Genomic DNA, 17,117 nt, shown 5'->3' with positions numbered 1-17,117 from the left:
CTTGCAGGCCGCTCCGCTGCTGGAGCAGGCTCAGCTGGCAGACCCCGTGCCGATCCGTTGTGCCAGCTCGCGGATCACGTCCGGCAGCAGCCCCTGCCAGTAGTGCCAGGTGTGGCCGCCGGCGCTGTAGTGAAAGGGCGGCGTGACGCCGGCGTGTTGCAGCTGTTGTTGCAGCGCCTGGTTGCTGGCGAGGCTGGTGTGGTCCTGCAAGCCGCAGTAGAGGCGGGTGGGTGGCATGGCCTGCAGGCCGGCTGGCGTCCACTCCGCCTGCGGACGCGGGGCGAAGTAACCGGAGAGCGAGACCGCCTGGGCGAACTGCTGCGGATGACGGTAGGCCAGGTAGAAGGCGCCGAAGCCGCCCATCGAGACGCCGAGCAGCGCCCGTTGCTTCGGCTGCGTGCTTAGCCCCCAGTGTCCGACCCGGGGCAGCAGATCGCGGATCAGGAACTGTTCGGTCGCCCCCTGATAGAAGCTCTTGCCACCGTCGACCAGCACCACGGCCAGTGGCGGGATCTGCTGCCCGGCGATCAGGTTGTCGAGCAGCGTCGGCAGCTCGCCATCAGCCACCCACTGCTGGCGATCCATGCCATAACCATGCAGTGCCAGCAGCCAGGGCAGCGGCGTGTGCGGGTCGCTGCCTGCGGGCCGGTAGATCAGGACCTGGTGCGGGGCATGGTCGCTGCCGGTCAGCGTGATCGTCTGCAGTTGGCCGCGCTCGGCCGGATTGGCTCGGGGAGTGAACAGCGGATCGGTAGCGCCAATCTGCAGCAGCGAGTTGAAGCCGCCCTGGCCATCGGGATGGCGCAGCGGATTGAGCGGATCGCTGAGCCATTGGCCATCCTGCACCAGCTTGTAGGCCCAGCGTCCCGGAGTCAGATAGAGGGTCAGTGCCCAGTCACCATCGGCCTGGCGTTGCAGCGGCAGCGTATCGGCCTGCCAGTCATTCATCTCGCCGGCCAGATAGACCGCCTTGGCATCGGGCGCGTGCCAGCGCAGCGTGACCGCCTGAGCGCCGGCACTGGGTTGCAAGCAGGGTTCGGCGCCAGATTGGGCTGCCGTGGTTGGTGTGGCGCGGCGCATCGTCATGCTCCCCTGTTGTTGCACACTGGTGTAGTGCAAGGTCATGGTATCGTCAGCCGGCTGATACACCAGCTGCATGCTGCCCTGTTGCGGATCCCCTTCGATGTTCCACTGCAGCGTCAGCGGTTGTGCCTGCTGCACCGTGGCCAGGGCATCGAACTGCAGCTCGGCCTGTTGCCAATCCGCATTCAGCTTGCGCCAATAGTGCACCTGCATCTGTTTGGCATTGGCGTCAGCGGCCGGAGTCAGGATCAGGGCATCGCGCAGACCATCGCCCCAACGGCCTTGCCAGCGCACTTCGCTCAGCTCGGCGCTCTGCACCGACAGCGAGACGGCAACCAGTAATAACGGAAAGGAAAACCAACGCAACATAACCCGTGACTCCAGCTTGGTAGTAGGAGTTCCACCTTATGCTGCTGTGATCGGGCTGGCTTGATTATCGGCGCCAGTGTGCCGGCGTGGTGAGACTGGAGGTGGTTACCACAGCCGGTAAACCGGGCAGGGGGTGGTACGCACCGGTAGCGTCAGGCGAAAGCGTGGATGCTGTTCATCGGGGAGTTGCAGTTCGATCGGCGCGTCGGCAAAGTGCCAGCCGCTGTGGAAGATCCATTGCGCAAAACAGTGGTACATGAACACCGGCAGCTGTGATTCGTCGCCGTGCAGCGTGAAGGTGGCGGCATAGCCGGCCGGCAGCGTCAGCGCTGTGATGCCTTGGGGGGGCATGCCGGGGCCGGCCGCGGTGGCCACCAGTAGCAGGAAGTCGCGGCACTGGCCGGGCTGGCTCTTGAAATAGAAGACCCGGGTCGGTGTGCGTGGACCGAACAGGCTGCACAGTTGGCTGTTGAGCTGTGACAACGCTATGCCCAGTCCGGCACCGCTCAGCTCGTCGGTCTGCATGGCCTGGGTCAGCCCCCACAGTGGCTGCTGTGCCCTGGGCGTGATGTGCGGCGGCTGCTGGTGCTGGGCGGCGAGCTCGGCGAGCATCGCCAGATCCAGGCTGGGGCGGTAGTAGTTGTGTTGCAGACAGCCCTGCTGGCGAAATGCGCTCGGGCTCATGAAGAAGTGACGGCTGAAGGCGCGAGTAAAGGCCTCATGGCTGCCAAATTGGCAATCCAGCGCCAGAGAGAGGATGTCCTGGTGGCCCAGAACCAGCTGTTGCGCCGCATGGGTCAAGCGGCGGCCACGCAGGTAACCGCTGAGGCTCTCGCCGACCGCGGTCGCGAAGTAGCGTTGCAGCGAGCGCAGCGACAGTGCCGAGGCCGCGGCGATATCTTCCGGCTGGATGGGGTCGAACAGGTGCCGTTCCAGAAAGGCACCGGCACGTAGCAGACGATCACGGGACACGACAGGCTTCCTTGCGAGTCACTCTGCCGGCGAGCATACCAAATAAGCGGCAATCGCGGGACGTATCGGCAGCGACGTTATGGTCGCGGCTTGTCATATTTCTGACCAAAATGCGCGGCAGACTGGGGCGTTTAGGTTGCTGTCTGCCGTAGAGGAGTCGCCGATGTCCCCCTTGTCTGTCCCGCTGGAGAAGCGCTTTGTCAGCGCTGTGCAGGTGGCCGAGCTGGCCGGCGTTTCGCGCTCTGCGGTGTCGCGGACCTTCACCGCCGGTGCCAGCGTTTCGGCGCGTACCCGCGCCAAGGTGCTGGCGGCAGCCCAGGAGCTGGGGTATCAGGTCAACCATCTGGCGCGCTGTCTGCACGACACCAGCCGCATCGTCAGCCTGATTACCACCGACATCAGCACCCCGTTTCAGGCCAGCTTTCTCGATCAGCTGACGCGGGCGCTGCAACAGATAGACAAGGTGGCGATGGTTATCAACACCAAGGGTGACGAGCAGAGCGTCGCGGCCGCGTTGGAGCAGACGCTGGGGTTTCGTGCCGAAGCGTCGATCATTCTCTCCGGGCAACCGCAAAAAGCGCTGATCGACAAGTGTCTGACCAATGGCCAGCGGGTGATTCTGGTCAACCGTGACTATGACCATCCGCAGGCCGAGAATATCCGCATCGACAATGAAGGCACGGCCCGTGCCGCGCTGGCCATACTACAGCAGCAGGGCTGCCGGCGGGTGGCGTTGATAGCGTCGGCCGTCGGTTCGGTTGGCCTGCTGGCGCGGGAGCGTGGTTTCGTCGCCGCTGCTGCGGAAGCCGGCTTGTCGGTGGAGGTGGTGCGCTATGGCGATACCGCCTATGCCTCCGGGGTGGCCATGGCTGGCATGCTGCAACGGCAACCGGAGGGGGTGTTTTGTGTTACCGATCTGCTGGCGTGCGGTTTTCTCGACGAGATGCGGCGCCGTGGTGTGAAAGTGCCGGAGGAGATGGTGCTGGTGGGCTTTGATGACATCGAACAGGCGCGCTGGCACGCCTACCAGCTGACGACGTTTTGTCAGCCGCAGCAGCAGATGGTGCAGCACATCATGGCGCGGCTTCAGGCGCCGTTCGGCGCCTTTCCTAACGATTACCGCTGTCCGTTGCAGCCGGTGTGGCGAGACACCACTCGCGCTGTGCCGCCCCTTGCGATTGACTCATAGCATTTCGGCGTCGGCCAGTCGCGCCAGCATCTGGTCGGCACGGGTGATGGCCTCGATCAGGCTGGGTTTCGGCGTTTCAAACCACTCGTAAGGCTGCAGTTCGCGCCGGTTGCGGATCGCGTCGATGGCGGCCTGCAGGTTGGGGTAGCGGTCGGGCTGACGATGACGAAGATAGAGGGCGGCGATGGCCACGGAGCGGCTGCGCCCGGCCCGGCAATGGATCAGGACATGACCCCGTTCCCGACACGGGTAGCTGGGCTTGTCCGGGATCTGCTGGTGGAAGGCACCATCCAGTAAAAAGAAGCCGGCGAGCGCCATCTGGTGGGGGTTTCCCGGTCCGTCTACCAGTCCCATTTTGTAATGGCGGATTGGCGCATGTCCTCCGGCCAGCTTGTCGCCGGACGCGGGCAGGTAGGGATCGCAAACATAGTTGATGTCGAGATTGATGGCGCAGTTGACAACTGCCGTGATGCCGTGGGCGCGTAGCAGTGCCAGATCGCGTGCTGCCTCATCGCCACCCAGGTAAAGGTGTTGGCCTTCCGGTCCGATGGCGTCGGCGATGCGGTGCATCGCGGCGCGGGGGTAGGCGGGTATTGAATTCATACGACGATCCTTGTGGTTACGGGCGGTGAAAAGGGCAGTGCGGCAGCCTCGGCCATGGCGGCAGCCAGGGCAGGAGTGGCGGCGAGCACGGGGCCACCGTGCGGCCAGCTCCCCGGAGCTTGATCGCGGCTCGGATCCAGTGTCACGCCGCCGGCTTCGCGAACCAGCAGCAGGCCGGCCAGGCAGTCCCAGGGGTGCATATGCAGCTCAAGGTAGCCATCACTGCGACCGCTGGCGACATAGGCCAGCGCCAGGGCGCCACAGGCTCCGCGGCGCACATTGGCGCCGTGAGCCAACAGGGCGCCGAGCGTCATCATATAGTGCTCTGTTGGTCGACGTCGATTCCAGCCCAGCTCGAGGCTGGCGGCATCGAAACGATGGGTCTGGGCCACCTGGATCGGTTGATCATTGCAGGTTGCTCCGCGCCCTTGCTGCGCGACATATAGCTCGTCATGCAGGGGATCAAAGATAACGCCAAACCGGGTCTGACCGGCGCTGATAAACGCCAGCACGATACAAAAATGGGGTATGCCGCGTGCAAAGTTGGCTGTGCCGTCGATGGGATCGATGACCCAGCAGTGTTCATCGGGCTCACCCCCCAGCTCCTCGCCCAGCAGGCTATCGTCCGGAAATTCGTGACTCAGCCGTTGCCTGAGGTGGCGTTCCACGGCCAGGTCGGCCGCGGTCAGAACGTCCTGGGGCCCCTTGAAGTCAATCTGCTCCGTGGTCATGGTGTAAAACGCCTGGCGGGCAATCGAGCCTGCTTCGCGCACCAGCTGGATGGCGCTTTGCAGCCGCTGTTCCAGAGGCGCGCGATCAACGGCGGCAGCAACCGGCCTGGCCGGCGGCTGCGGATAGTCGTGACTGCTAACGTGAATATCGGTTTCTGTCATGGTGTGCTGCAGGCGCCCGCCGGAGCGGGCGCACCTCGTGAGTAAGGGGCGGATTAACGGGTAAAATTCAGGCGCCATAGATCAGACCAGCGCTGACGGGCGTCGAAATCGCTGATGGCCTCGGTGGCGGAGTATGACAGCAACCGATCCGCGATCTTATGGACTCCCGATGCTTCCTGCGCGTTGGGGGCTATGGTCGGGTTGCCGGAGATCTTGCCATCCACGGTCTGATTGGCGATGCCCTCCTCCGTCATCAGATAGTGCAGCAGTAAACGCGCCGCATTCGGGCTCTTGGTCTTGCTGGCGATCAGGCCGAAGGCCGGTGTCGTCAAGCCGACGAACGGTTGCATCTGGCTGCAGATGGCCATCTTCAGCTTGCCCTTGGCCACATCCCGGTATTTGGCGGTGGAGATCAGGCCGATAAACGGCGTTTTCTGTCCCGGAGCGCCGACGGCTTCGCTGGCCGGGCCGTCGGAGTCCGTCGGCAGGGGGGCGTTTTTGGCAAACGCCTTGACCCAGGCCTCGGTGGCCGAACCTTGGCTGGTGTCGAACGGTTTCCCATAGTAAGCCTGATAGGCGGCGGCCATCTGGGCATCGTAGCGCTGCTCGAGCTGATTGAACCAGTCCAGATAGCTGGCCTTGGTCAACGGATCCTGCAGCGTCACCCGACGTTGCCATTGCGGCTCGGTCAACGCCCAGATGTTGTCGACCGGGCAGTCATGATAGACCTCGGTGTTGTAACTCCAGACCACAGGATCGCCATACACCAGCAGCGGTTGTTGATTGGCGGCAGGGAGCTGGCTGGCAATATCGGTCGGAACCCAGTTCTCGACGATACCCAGTGGCAGCAGCTGGGCCAGGGCGGCCGCCGGGTCACCGGTCAGCACCACGTCGCCACGCACGTTGCTGGCGCGGAATTCGCGCGTCATCTTCTCCAGCTGGGCGGCGCCGTTGATCTTCAGCCCCTCGGCCTTGACACCATACTTGTGGCTGAACGCGGCCGCGGTCTCCACGATTTTTCCCGACGGGGCATAGATGGTCAGAGGGGGCTCCTGACGCGCGGCGTCGATCAGGGTTTGCAGATCGGCTGCGGCGGCGGCCAGGCCGTGGCTCGAGGCCAGCGTGGTGGCCAATAGCAGTGGAATCGTCCGTTTCATCTGGGTGTTACTCCTGATAGCAGTGGGGAGAGGTGGCATGAGCAACCGGAGTCGTTGACAAGGCGCGCAGTTCGCAGCGCAGGCCTTGTGTGTCAAACAGGTGGCAATCGGTGGCGGCGACGGTGATGACCAGCGTCTCCCCTTCGCGCTGTAGTGGGGGTTGCTGGGTCGTGAGCAACAGCGACTGTCCGGCGACACTGACCTCGAGTATCCAACTACCGCCGGTGGGCAATATGCTCTCCAGTCTGGCTTTGAGCTGCAGAGGACGCAGCGCGGGCGCGGTGCTAGTCGGATGGGGCACGATCTGGATGCGCTCCGGGCGGATGCCGACGGTGGCCAGCGGGGCCGTGGTTTCACCCAGGCTGCGCAGATAGGCATGCAGCAATTCGGCAAACAGGGTGCTGTGATCGAGCATGATCAGGTTGATCGGCGGGGTACCGACAAACTCGGCAACAAACCGGTTGGCGGGGCGATCATAGATCTCCTGCGGTGTGCCGACCTGTTGCAGCTCGCCACCTTGCATCACGGCAATCCGTGTCGCCAGCGCCATGGCTTCCCACTGGTCATGGGTGACAAACAGCATGGTGGTGCCGCACTGCTGGTGCAGGCGCTTGAGTTCAGCCCGCATCTCCAGGCGCAGCCTGGCGTCGAGGTTCGACAGCGGTTCATCCAGCAACAGGATCTGCGGCTGGACCGCCAGGGTTCGGGCCAGCGCCACACGCTGTTGCTGGCCACCGGAGAGCTGGGACGGATAGCGGTCACGGTAGGCGGTGATGCCGAGTGTGGCCATCACCGTCTGCAGCCTGTGCTGGCGTTCACTGCGTGGCAGGCGGCGTAATTTCAGACCGAACTCGATGTTCTGTGCCACCGTCAGGTGCGGCCACAACGCATAGCTTTGGAACACCAGTCCGAGCTGGCGCTGTTCCGGCGCCACAAACAGGCCAGCCTGTTGTGAGTCGACGATGCGTTCACCGAGGCGGATCTCGCCACCGCTGGCATGCTCGAGGCCGGCAATCATGCGCAGCGTCGTGGTCTTGCCACAGCCGGAAGGGCCGAGCAGACACATGAACTCACCCTCGTGGATGGTCAGATTGAGACCGTGCACCGACAGGTTGTCGCCCCGGTCATAGGTCTTGCTGACATGGTTGAGCTGGATAGTTGGCATCAGTTTCCAATTCCTTGCGCAAGGTTGGTGCCGGTTAATCGCTGCGTCAGCAGGGTACCGGTGAACGCCAGCAGGCAGACCAGCAACACGACGGCATTGGCCGCCTGCAGGTAGTTGTAATCGATGAGACGCAGGGCATAGGTGGTCAGTACATCGGTCGACGGCACCGCCAGCATCACAAACAGGCTGAGACCATTGATGCCGGAGATAAACGGCAGCAGGATGCCGGTGACCAGGGCCCCTTTTTGTATCGGTATCACGATGTGCAGCATCCGTCGCCACCAGCCGGCACCGGCCATCTGTGCTGCCTCTTCCGGCTCCTTGCCCAGTTGCAGCATGGCGGCGATGCCGGCACGGGAGGCATAGGGCATCTCATCGGCAATCAGTGCCAGCACCAGCAGTGTCACGGTGCCGTACAGTGCGGGCAGCGGGCCATGAGGCTCGGCAAACAGTGTCAGGTAGGCGGCGGCGAACGCGATGCCGGGAACCAGATAGGGAAAGAAGGTGATTTGCCGCAGCAGCAGCGCCAGTCCGCGGTGCGGGGTGCGGACCACGACATAACCGATCAGCAGGCCGAGCAAACCGGCGGCCAGCGCCGCACTGCCGACGATCCACAGCGTATTCCAGGCGGCGCGCCATAAATTCGGACTGAACAGCACGCCGCGGGTCTCGGCGATGGTGCCAAGCTTGTCACCAATCCAGAAGTCGAGGGTGAAGTTGTCGACGGTGAAGCGGCCCGGCACCTGCATCAGGGTGGAGAGGAGCAGCACCGACAACGGCAGCACGACCGAGAGGATAAAAACGCAGCTGACGAAACCGAATGCCGGCCACTGCCAGCGGCCGAGCCGATGGGGGAGGCAGAGCCCCCCTTTACCACTGACGGTGACAAACTTGCGCGCTTCCCGCAGCAGGGTGGCGTCCAGCAGCAGCGACAGTACACCAAACAGCATGATGGCGCAGGCCACGACGGCGGCGGTACCGCTTTGGCGCAGTTCTATGCTGCGAAACAGCGACGTGGAGAGCACGCTGTAGTTGACCGGCAATCCCAGCAGGTAGGAGACGCCAAATTCACCCAGCACCTTGGCAAAGATCAGCACACAGGCCGACATCAGTGCCGGTAACATCAGCGGTAGCAGGATGCGCGTGGCTATGGTCCAGTTGCGGGCACCGAGCAGGCGGGCGGACTCTTCGAGTTGGGCATCGAAGGTGCGCAGCCCGTTGCCCAGCAGCAGGATGACGAACGGGATGTAGTTCAGCGTCAGGATCAGAATGATCGGCAACTCGCCGTAAGCCAGCCAGTCGGGTGGCTGCCAGCCCAGGGTCTCGAACCAGCCTTGCGGGCCGCCGATGGTGCGATTACGAAACAATGTGCTCCAGGCCATGGCGAAGGTCCATGCCGGCAGCATGTAGGGGACGAGCAGCGCCGTGGCAAACCAGCGGCGGGCGGGTAACTGGCTGCGGGTGATGAGCCAGGCCAGCAGGCTGCCCAGGCTCAGGGAGAGCAGGATGACCCCGCCGGCGATGCGCAGGGTGTGCCATAGCGGTTGCCAGAACAGGCTGTCCGCGACTGGTGAGAACAGGGTCCGCAGCACATAGTAACGGGTCCAGGTACCTGTCTCGGCCGCGGCCCGTCGCTCGTCACCAAACTGGACCTGCACTGCATCCAGCAACAGGGCAACGACCGGAACCGCGATGAAGTAGAGGCAGAGCAGGAGTAGCAAGATGCCGATCGGGGTCGTCGGCGACTGCGTCAGCCGTTGCCAATGATAACGTAAGCGCGGCAGCAGACGGGGCTGGGCGCGCGGCAAGGTGACGGTGTGGGGGCTGGTCATTGGTATCCGCTCTCCGGTTGCATCGTTGCACAGCTGTGCAATCGCTTCGTATGCTAGGAGGGCTATATGACGCCACCATGACAGAAATAAGGCGCTTCTATGCGCCTGGCTTCCTGGCGATCATTGGCCGTCACGGCACAGGGCCAGCCAGGCCTCTGCCGCCCGCGACAGGTAGCGTTGCTGCGGCCAGATGACGCCCAGCCGCCAGATCAGCGCCGGGGCCAGCGGACGGAAGATCAGCTCGCGGTTGTCGAGTTGGCGGCAGATGGGTTCCGGCAGAAACGCCACCCCCATGCCGCTGCGGACCATGGCGGCGAGAAAATCCCACTGGCTGGAGCGCGCCGCGACGGTGGGCGTAAAGCCACTCTCGCGGCAGCGTTGCTGCAGCAGATCGCTGAGGGTGAAGGTCTCGGTGTAGAGCAGGAAGGGGGTGCTGCGCAAGGCCTCCAGCGGCACGGGTGACGTCCCCTGCCAGCCCGCCTCGTTCGGCAGCACCGCCATGATGGGGTGTGTCGCCAGCTCGAAAGCGGTCAATCCGCTCTCATCACGGGTCGGCAACATGGTCAGGGCGGCATCCAGCTCTCCGCGGCTGACCGCCTGCTCAAGGTGGCGGCCACCGTATTCGACTATGCTCAGCTCCACTTCCGGATAACGTTGGCGATAGCGGCGCAGCAGATCTGCGTACAAGGGGCCGACCATCGGCGGGATACCCAGGTGCAACTGACCCCGGCGCAAAAAGCGCAGATCCTGCAGTTCGGCCTGCAGTTGGCTGAGTTCGGCCAGTATGGCGTGGGCCCGGTTCAGCACCAGTTCACCGGCGGCGGTCAGCGAGAAGCTGTGGCCCTGGCGCTGCAGCAGCGGTTCGCCGATCTCCTCTTCCAGACTGCGCACCATCTTGCTGATGGTCGGCTGGGTGACAAACAGCTTCTCCGAGGCGCGGGTAAAGCTTTGTTGCTGCACCAGTTCGGCAAAATAGCGCAGTGCGCGAATGTCCATGTCGATAATCCATTCCATTTTGGCATTAATTGTATAATAACAATTCATTATCTGACTGATTTCGCTCCCCGTATACTGTGACGCAACGCACATTAAGGAGGCGCTATGACATCGTTGCGTTCGCTGTTGCGCATCAGTTCCCAGATCGGCCTGCTGGCGTCAATCTTCGTCTTGGCCGAGTGGGCAGTGAGCTATTTTCACCTGCCGCTTCCGGCCAATGTCACCGGCATGCTGGCGCTGCTTGGCCTGCTGCTGCTGGGTTGGGTGCGCGTGGAGTGGTTTCGCGATGGCGCTGGCTGGCTGCTGGCCGAGATGTTGCTGTTTTTTGTGCCGGCCGTGGTCGCGGTCGTCAATTATCCGGATTTATTACTGCAACAGGGCTGGCGGATCGGGGTCGTGCTGGTGCTGAGTACCTGTATGGTGTTGGGGACAACGGCATTGGTGGTCGATCGGCTCTATCGGTTTGAGATTTGGCTGAGCCGCCGGAGTCGCCGCCATGCTTGATCTGTTGCGTGGCCTGTTGTTCCTGCTGCTGACCGTCGTGCTCTATTACGCCAGCAAGGCGATCTATCGTCGGCTGCGCCTGATGCCGTTGATGCCGCTGTTGCTGGCGCCGGCCTTGTTGGTGGCGGTGGTAGTGCTGGCCCATGTCTCCTATGCCGACTACATGTCAGAGTCCCACTGGTTGCTGTGGTTGCTGGGCCCGGCGACGGTGGCGTTTGCGGTGCCGGTTTACGAGAATCGGCAGTTGATCGCGCGCCATTGGCTCTCGCTTTCGCTTGGCGTCACCACCTCGGTGTTTGTCGCCGTCGGCAGCACCGTCTGGCTGGCACGCTGGCTGGCACTGCCGGAGCTGTTGCAACGCAGCCTGGCCATGCGCTCCATCACCACGCCGTTCGCGGTTGAAGCCACGCGGGCCGTGGGTGGTCAGGCCGATCTGACGGCGCTGTTTGTGGTCTTGACCGGGGTGATCGGGATGGTGGTTGGCGAGACGGTCTTGACGCTGTTGATGGTGCGCAGCCGGCTGGGGCGGGGAGCAGGCTTTGGTGCCTCATCGCACGGTGCCGGCACGGCGCGGGCCTACCAGATGGGCGCCACCGAGGGGGTCATCTCCAGTCTGGTGATGCTGATCGCCGGGTTGGTGACAGTGCTGCTGGCGCCCTGGTTAGGGCACCTGTTCTGGTGAGGTGACAAAAAATGCCCTGGCTGGCAGGGCATTCCGGGCTAATTGCGGTTAGTCAAACCAACTGCTGGCTTTTTCCTTTCTGGCTTCGCCTTCGCTTTCCAGCAGGCGCTTTGCGCCGGAGGAGAGGTTACGCGATGCGTCGGCATCAGACTGGATGACATCGGTCTTGGCCTTTTCACGGTTGAGTTCGGCGTCAATGAAGTCTTCCTCTCGGTCGACGCGCTTGGCTTGCCGTTTCAACTCGAGCTTCGCCTTCTCCAGCTCCAGCTCCCGCAGTTGGTCTTCATAGGCCTGATCGCGACTCTTATCCGCCAGTCGTTCATCCTCCACTGCTTTGGCCTTGGCCGCCGCAGCGGCCTTTTGTGCCTTGATCCTGGCGACGGCGGCGGACTGAGCGGCCCGAGCCTTGGCCTCAGCGGCACGAGCCTCGCGCAGCCGGACTTCCTGTTCAGCCTGGAGGGCTAATTGCCGTTGCTGTTCTTCCTGCAACAGGCGAGCCTGCTCCCGTGCCTTGCCATCCGCTTCGGCCGAGGCGACCGCTTCGAGCTGGGATTGCAGGTCATCTGCCCTCACGGCCGGAGCCAGCATGCTCAGTCCCAAGGTACAAGCCATCAGCGCTTGGTATGCTTTCATCGTTCTCTTCCTTGCGTGTCAACCATCAAGACTCTTTGGGGCAGGTGGCGTTAGGTTGAATGCGAGTCTCATTGCTGGTGGTTGTCACGACCAGAGCGACGCCAGGCTGGAATTCACACACTTTTCCGACCTGAGTCGAGGTGTAGATTTTGTCCTCTTCCGAGTAGGCAAGGGTGACACCATCGACCAGGATCTTGTCCTCAGCCATGTTGCCGGCAATTGCGCCGAGTGTGCCGCCGCCAACGGCCCCGGCTACCGTGCCAGCCGCAGACTTTCCACCCCCGGCGTTATACCCAACCGCACCGCCGGCCACGGCGCCGAGCAGGGTACCAAACGTCTTGGCCGCCTCTTTTCCTTCGGTGTTATCGACAGCAACCTGGGCTGGGAGAACAGAGATGATTTTTACTGTTTTGGCTTCTTGTTTGGTATTAACTTGATTTGTGTCATAAACCGAGGCTTTGTATTCGCTACCGGTTGATTGGCATCCAGCCAGCAATGCGGCAGACAGAGACAAACAAGTCAGTGTTGTATTCAGTTTCATACCGTTCCCTTTTTAATGCATTGTTAATAAAAGATTTAATTTCACATTCTTTATTAGAGTTAAGGTTCAGTTCCACAGATAAACACAATCCTTTATCTGGTTGAAAAACGTGAATTACAACGCATAACTCGAAGATTAATACGGATGTCATGCCAGTTGTTTTCATGATTGTTTTGTATTTTTAATGAGTTTTTTTAATAAAACTTAGGCATCTTGATTTTTTGCTTTTTATTGAATTTATTATTCTGATTTTAAATGTTTTTGTTTGTGCGTTTTTTATTTTTTTTCAGCCGCAATTTCGCGGGGCGGACGGTGAGTTTTTGTTCTTTTTTCCCGAACAGATAACGTTATAATGCGTCGCAGTCGGGGGCCCCGACCTCCTTTGTGACGCATTCCGCCGTTGAGGTTTTCACATGAGCATTCGCTGCGGGCGCATCGTCGGCGCCCTGTTGCTATCCTTGCCTGCATGGGCGCAGGCCGCTGTGCCACTGACACCATTCGAGCAGGCACCCACCCGCCCTTTGCCGCATTCGGCACAGATTTCCAGTTACCTGCATACCCTGGCGCAACACTCTCCGCTGGCAACCGTCACCCGGCTGGGCACTTCCGCCGGGGGGCGTCCGGTCGAGGCGCTGCTGGTCTCCCGCGATGCGCAGTTCCTGCAGCAGGGCGAACCTCAGGCCGACCGTTTGACGGTGATGCTGCTCGGATCGCAACATGGCAATGAACCTTCGGGCACCGAAGTGTTGCAGATCGTGGCGCGTCGGGTACTGGACGGTGAGCTGACACCACTGTTGCAGCAGATGAACTTTGTCATAGTGGCGCTGGCCAATCCCGATGGCCGCGATCTGAATCGGCGACTGAATGCCAAGGATGAGAATCCAAACCTCGATTTCATCGCCGTAGAGTCCCCCGAAACACGGATTTATATCGATGCGCTGGCCCGTTTCCAGCCCGACGTGGTGATGGATCTGCATGAAACCTGGAATGACAAGTGGCCGATGACGCCGCGCGAAGGATTCCTGACGACCACGGATGCCCAGTTCGAGGTCGGCAATAATCCGAACCTGGATGCGGAACTCAGCCAATACGCCAACCAGCATTTTCTACCGGCGCTGATTCAGGCGGTCGAGGCGCAGGGGATTCCCTCACAACGCTACAACGAGATCTACTCGTTGCGTGATCCGGTACGGCGCGGTGGTCTGAGTTTGTCAAACTTTCGCAACTATGCCGCCATGCAGGGGTCGTTGACGGTACTTTTCGAGAATCGTCATGATGGAAAAGGCCAGTTCCCGACGCCGGAGAACATAGCGGAGCGAGTGCGCAAGCAGCGCATCAGTGTCGAAGCGGCGCTGGCGCTGGTAGCCGGGGATGATAGCCGTATCCGTCACCTCAGTCGCGATGCCCGCTTCCGCTGGAGAGGGGTTGAGGGCGACGACAAGTTTGTCATGCAGTACGCCTTTGCGCCGAACCCCACGGAGCCGACCACGTCGGTAACGCTGGCCGACCGCAGTGGCAAAAAAGTAGTCAAAACGTTCCGCCGCGAGGATTACATCGCGCTGCAGGGCACGGGCGAGATCCCGGACGGGTTTGTCATTCGCTCGCAGACCCGGCGTTTCCGCGAGTGGCTGGATGATCACCATATCGACTATCAGGTGGTGCAGCAGCCGCAACGGGTGGAATTGAGCCAGCAACGGGTGGCCAGCCTGCAGATTGGCGCCCGTACCAAACCCGGAACCCGGGACTGGCTGGATGTGACTCTGGACCAGAAGGTGGTACAGACCGAACTGAAAGCCGGAGACCTGTTGGTCTCCACCGAGCAGCCGCAGGGGGCTCTGATCGCCATCATGCTGGATCCGCGTTCGGCAAACAGCCTCTATCAGGAGCCGGCATGGCGAGGTTTACTGATGAGCAACCCGCTACCGACGGCCCCGCTGCTGGCGGATGCCGCCGATTTGGCCAAGCGTGAGGCCGGCAAAACAACCAAGTCACGGTTGGCCAACGAGCACAAACCGGCCAAGCCGGTTACGCCGGCTGGTTGAATCCATCAGACTGCCCCAGCCAGCGGCCTGGTTGGCAGGCGCTGAGCATGGCGTCAGACAGGCTCGTCGGTGCTGGCTGGCGCCGCCTTCTTCTGACGTTTCAGCGTGGGCTCCGCCTCAGCCTTGCCGCCGCGCAGCAGCGTTTGAAGCTGCTCCTTCTCTCGCGCCAGGAATAACGCCAGCTCCTCGCGCTGGGACTCCTCCAGTGCGAGCGGGCTACGTTGCAGCCAGGCGGCCAGTTCATCGGCCAGATCCAGCATGCGGTCGTAGGCGTCCGCCTCTTTCTTGCTGACAAACGTCATCTTTTCCTCGCCATTGCGTACCACAACATATTTGATCTCGACGGCCATTTTTTCATTCCTGTATAAACATACAGTTTTTATATCCTATCTCGTGATGTTATGCCAGTGCGACCATCAGGTTTTGCGTGAAAAGTAAATTCCGGTCTGGTTCTTGCTTCGTCTGGTGCAGGCGCCGCGGCTGAGCGTGCAGGGATTGCTTCGGACGAGCACTGTTATGGGCGCGTGGGGTGAACAAGGAGGTTGGGTGACAGACGGGGACTGGAGTGCTGTCTGGGTGACGCTGAAGCTGGCGAGCCTGGTTACGACGATTTTGCTGTTGCTGGCGATCCCGCTGGCCTGGTGGCTGGTGCATAGTCGCAGCCGGCACTGCGTGTGGTTACGTGCTGTGCTGATGCTGCCGATGGTGTTGCCTCCCACCGTCATGGGCTTCTACCTGCTGTTGCTGATGGGCCCCCAGGGGCCGGTGGGCCAGCTGCTGACGTCATTGGGCCTCGGTGTGCTGCCGTTTACCTTCTCCGGCATCGTCATTGCCGGTGTGCTGCACTCGTTGCCGTTCGTCATTCAGCCGTTGCAGGATACCTTTGCCGGCATAGGGCGCCGGCCTCTGGAGGTGGCGGCCACTCTGCGAGCCAGCCCGCTGGATACCTTCTTCAGCGTGGTGTTGCCACTGTCACGGCGCGGGATTTTGACGGCTGCGGTGCTGGGGTTTTGCCATGCCATCGGCGAGTTTGGTGTCGTCCTGATGATCGGCGGCAACATCCCCGGTGAAACCCGGGTGCTGTCTATTCAGATCTACAACCATGTCGAAGCGCTGGAGTATGTCGAAGCCCATCGACTGGCCGCCGGCATGCTGCTGTTCTCTTTTTTGGCGCTGCTGTTGCTGTACGCGTTGGGTTACGGCCGTGGACAACGGGAGCGACTGGGATGAGCATTGATATCAGGCTGTGCCGACGCTTACCGGATTTTGCCCTCGATGTCCGCCTGCATCTGCCGGAGCGCGGAGTGTCGGCGCTGTTTGGGCCGTCGGGATCGGGTAAGACCACCATCCTGCGGGCGCTGGCTGGTCTCGAACGCCTGCCTGACAGCCGGGTGGCGATCGGCGATCTCGTCTGGCAGGACGAGGCGCGAGGGATCTTTGTCCCGCCCCATCGGCGATCACTGGGTTATGTCTTTCAGGAGGCGAGTCTGTTTGCGCACCTGGACGTGCGCGCCAATCTGACGTTCGGTATGCGCCGGGCGGGGGGTGTCGATCCGGTGTTGATCGCCGAGATGACCCGGCTGCTGGGCATCGACGGCCTGCTCGGCCGCATGCCGGATCAGCTCTCCGGCGGTGAACGCCAGCGCGTCGCCGTGGCGCGTGCGCTGTTGACGCGGCCTCGACTGCTGTTGATGGATGAGCCGCTCAGCGCACTGGATATCAAACGCAAACAGGAGATCCTGCCCTACCTCGAACGCCTGCATGAGGAGCTGGCGATTCCGCTGGTCTATGTCAGCCATGCGCCGGATGAGGTCGCCCGGCTGGCGGATCATCTGGTGCTGCTGGAGCATGGGCAGGTGGTGGCCAGCGGCGCACTGCAGCAGACGCTGGCGCGCACCGACCTGCCTGCGGTGTTTGCCGACGATGCCGGCGTCGTGGTGACGGTACGGCTGCAGGCTCAGGAGGCGGACGATCTGATGCGTCTGGCGTTTGCCGGTGGCGAGTTGCTGGTGCCGACCCGTGCCTATCCGGTGGGGCAGCGGCTGCGGTGTCGTATACATGCCCGCGACGTCAGCCTGTCTCTGCAGGAGCCGCAGTGCAGCACCATTTTGAATCGTCTCCCGGCGGTGGTGGAGACGGTCAGCCTGGGTAGCGCGGCGGGCCATCTGCTGGTCAGAGTCCGCTGTGGTGACACCCAGATTCTGGCGCGCATCACAGAGCGCTCCCGCCGCCAGTTGGCCATCGCGCCCGGCCTGGCGGTTTGGGTGCAGATCAAGGGGGTGGCGTTGCTTGACAGCTGAGGGGTAGCACAGTGTCGGCCGTGGTAGCGCAGCGGCGTGATCTAGGGTGCGCCAGTGAGTGCAGAGCCCTGCTGTAATCAGGACTCCGGGTGGCGTTATGTGTTTTTTGCTACAGCGTAAAGCCGACAATGTATGCCACCCTGCTGCGTGGCGACA

Annotated in this window: 17 protein-coding genes; 6 read left to right on the top strand and 11 right to left on the bottom strand. The window is 62.1% G+C overall.

Going from position 1 to position 17,117, the window contains the following annotated elements; genetic code table 11:
• Positions 1-30: 30 nt before the first annotated feature.
• The gene (locus ACFOSS_RS07940) at positions 31-1,452 is read right to left on the bottom strand and encodes an alpha/beta hydrolase-fold protein (protein ID WP_377151700.1); all 1,422 of its coding nucleotides are present in this window, start codon (positions 1,450-1,452) and stop codon (positions 31-33) included.
• A gap of 105 nt (positions 1,453-1,557) precedes the next feature.
• Positions 1,558-2,424: a helix-turn-helix domain-containing protein gene (locus tag ACFOSS_RS07935; protein WP_377151698.1), complete on the bottom strand. Its 867-nt coding sequence runs from the start codon at positions 2,422-2,424 to the stop codon at positions 1,558-1,560.
• A gap of 163 nt (positions 2,425-2,587) precedes the next feature.
• Here ACFOSS_RS07935 and ACFOSS_RS07930 point away from each other — a divergent pair, with 163 nt between their 5' ends.
• Positions 2,588-3,613: a LacI family DNA-binding transcriptional regulator gene (locus ACFOSS_RS07930; protein ID WP_377151696.1), complete on the top strand. Its 1,026-nt coding sequence runs from the start codon at positions 2,588-2,590 to the stop codon at positions 3,611-3,613.
• On the opposite strand, the gene ACFOSS_RS07925 is transcribed toward ACFOSS_RS07930, so the two are convergent.
• The 6 genes from ACFOSS_RS07925 to ACFOSS_RS07900 form a co-directional block, all read right to left on the bottom strand.
• The gene (locus ACFOSS_RS07925; RefSeq protein ID WP_377151694.1) at positions 3,608-4,216 is read right to left on the bottom strand and encodes a dual specificity protein phosphatase family protein; all 609 of its coding nucleotides are present in this window, start codon (positions 4,214-4,216) and stop codon (positions 3,608-3,610) included. The genes ACFOSS_RS07930 and ACFOSS_RS07925 overlap by 6 nt on opposite strands.
• A complete protein-coding gene (locus tag ACFOSS_RS07920; protein WP_377151692.1) occupies positions 4,213-5,109 on the bottom strand; it encodes an inositol monophosphatase family protein in 897 nt (298 codons plus the stop codon). The genes ACFOSS_RS07925 and ACFOSS_RS07920 overlap by 4 nt, the downstream gene beginning before the upstream one ends.
• Positions 5,110-5,162: 53 nt before the next feature.
• Positions 5,163-6,266, bottom strand: coding sequence for an ABC transporter substrate-binding protein (locus ACFOSS_RS07915; RefSeq protein WP_377151690.1), 1,104 nt, complete (start codon positions 6,264-6,266; stop codon positions 5,163-5,165).
• 7 nt (positions 6,267-6,273) lie between these two features.
• Positions 6,274-7,431 (bottom strand): ABC transporter ATP-binding protein, encoded by a 1,158-nt coding sequence (locus tag ACFOSS_RS07910; RefSeq protein ID WP_377151688.1) that lies wholly within the window; start codon positions 7,429-7,431, stop codon positions 6,274-6,276.
• Positions 7,431-9,263: an ABC transporter permease gene (locus ACFOSS_RS07905; RefSeq protein ID WP_377151686.1), complete on the bottom strand. Its 1,833-nt coding sequence runs from the start codon at positions 9,261-9,263 to the stop codon at positions 7,431-7,433. Before ACFOSS_RS07905 ends, ACFOSS_RS07910 begins: the two co-directional genes overlap by 1 nt.
• Positions 9,264-9,383: 120 nt before the next feature.
• Positions 9,384-10,259, bottom strand: coding sequence for a LysR family transcriptional regulator (locus ACFOSS_RS07900; RefSeq protein ID WP_377151685.1), 876 nt, complete (start codon positions 10,257-10,259; stop codon positions 9,384-9,386).
• Positions 10,260-10,364: 105 nt separating this feature from the next.
• Between ACFOSS_RS07900 and ACFOSS_RS07895 the strand changes: the two genes are divergently transcribed.
• The gene (locus tag ACFOSS_RS07895) at positions 10,365-10,763 is read left to right on the top strand and encodes a CidA/LrgA family protein (RefSeq protein ID WP_377151683.1); all 399 of its coding nucleotides are present in this window, start codon (positions 10,365-10,367) and stop codon (positions 10,761-10,763) included.
• Positions 10,756-11,445 (top strand): LrgB family protein, encoded by a 690-nt coding sequence (locus ACFOSS_RS07890; protein ID WP_377151681.1) that lies wholly within the window; start codon positions 10,756-10,758, stop codon positions 11,443-11,445. Before ACFOSS_RS07895 ends, ACFOSS_RS07890 begins: the two co-directional genes overlap by 8 nt.
• A 48-nt stretch (positions 11,446-11,493) precedes the next feature.
• Here ACFOSS_RS07890 and ACFOSS_RS07885 read toward each other — a convergent pair whose 3' ends face one another.
• Positions 11,494-12,078 (bottom strand): DUF5384 family protein, encoded by a 585-nt coding sequence (locus tag ACFOSS_RS07885; RefSeq protein ID WP_377151680.1) that lies wholly within the window; start codon positions 12,076-12,078, stop codon positions 11,494-11,496.
• A gap of 25 nt (positions 12,079-12,103) precedes the next feature.
• Positions 12,104-12,619 carry an outer membrane lipoprotein gene (locus ACFOSS_RS07880; protein ID WP_377151679.1) on the bottom strand — a complete coding sequence of 172 codons (516 nt, stop codon included), beginning with the start codon at positions 12,617-12,619 and terminating at the stop codon, positions 12,104-12,106.
• Positions 12,620-13,032: 413 nt separating this feature from the next.
• Here ACFOSS_RS07880 and ACFOSS_RS07875 point away from each other — a divergent pair, with 413 nt between their 5' ends.
• The gene (locus ACFOSS_RS07875; RefSeq protein ID WP_377151677.1) at positions 13,033-14,661 is read left to right on the top strand and encodes a M14 family zinc carboxypeptidase; all 1,629 of its coding nucleotides are present in this window, start codon (positions 13,033-13,035) and stop codon (positions 14,659-14,661) included.
• Between the two features lie 53 nt (positions 14,662-14,714).
• Here the strand turns inward: ACFOSS_RS07875 and ACFOSS_RS07870 are convergent, their stop codons facing one another.
• On the bottom strand, positions 14,715-15,011 hold the full coding sequence (locus tag ACFOSS_RS07870) for a YebG family protein (protein WP_377151675.1): 297 nt from the start codon (positions 15,009-15,011) through the stop codon (positions 14,715-14,717).
• A 196-nt stretch (positions 15,012-15,207) separates the two neighbouring features.
• On the opposite strand from ACFOSS_RS07870, the gene modB reads away from it, so the two are divergent.
• Positions 15,208-15,891 carry a molybdate ABC transporter permease subunit gene (modB, locus tag ACFOSS_RS07865; RefSeq protein ID WP_377151673.1) on the top strand — a complete coding sequence of 228 codons (684 nt, stop codon included), beginning with the start codon at positions 15,208-15,210 and terminating at the stop codon, positions 15,889-15,891.
• Positions 15,888-16,961 carry a molybdenum ABC transporter ATP-binding protein gene (modC, locus tag ACFOSS_RS07860; protein WP_377151671.1) on the top strand — a complete coding sequence of 358 codons (1,074 nt, stop codon included), beginning with the start codon at positions 15,888-15,890 and terminating at the stop codon, positions 16,959-16,961. Before modB ends, modC begins: the two co-directional genes overlap by 4 nt.
• Positions 16,962-17,117 lie beyond the last annotated feature (156 nt).

The sequence above is a fragment of the Pseudaeromonas sharmana genome, from assembly GCF_042649925.1.
GTDB classification, from domain to species: Bacteria; Pseudomonadota; Gammaproteobacteria; order Enterobacterales; family Aeromonadaceae; genus Pseudaeromonas; species Pseudaeromonas sharmana.
The sequence above is the reverse complement of the archived record's forward strand: the minus strand, read 5'-3'. Positions and strand labels throughout refer to the sequence as shown.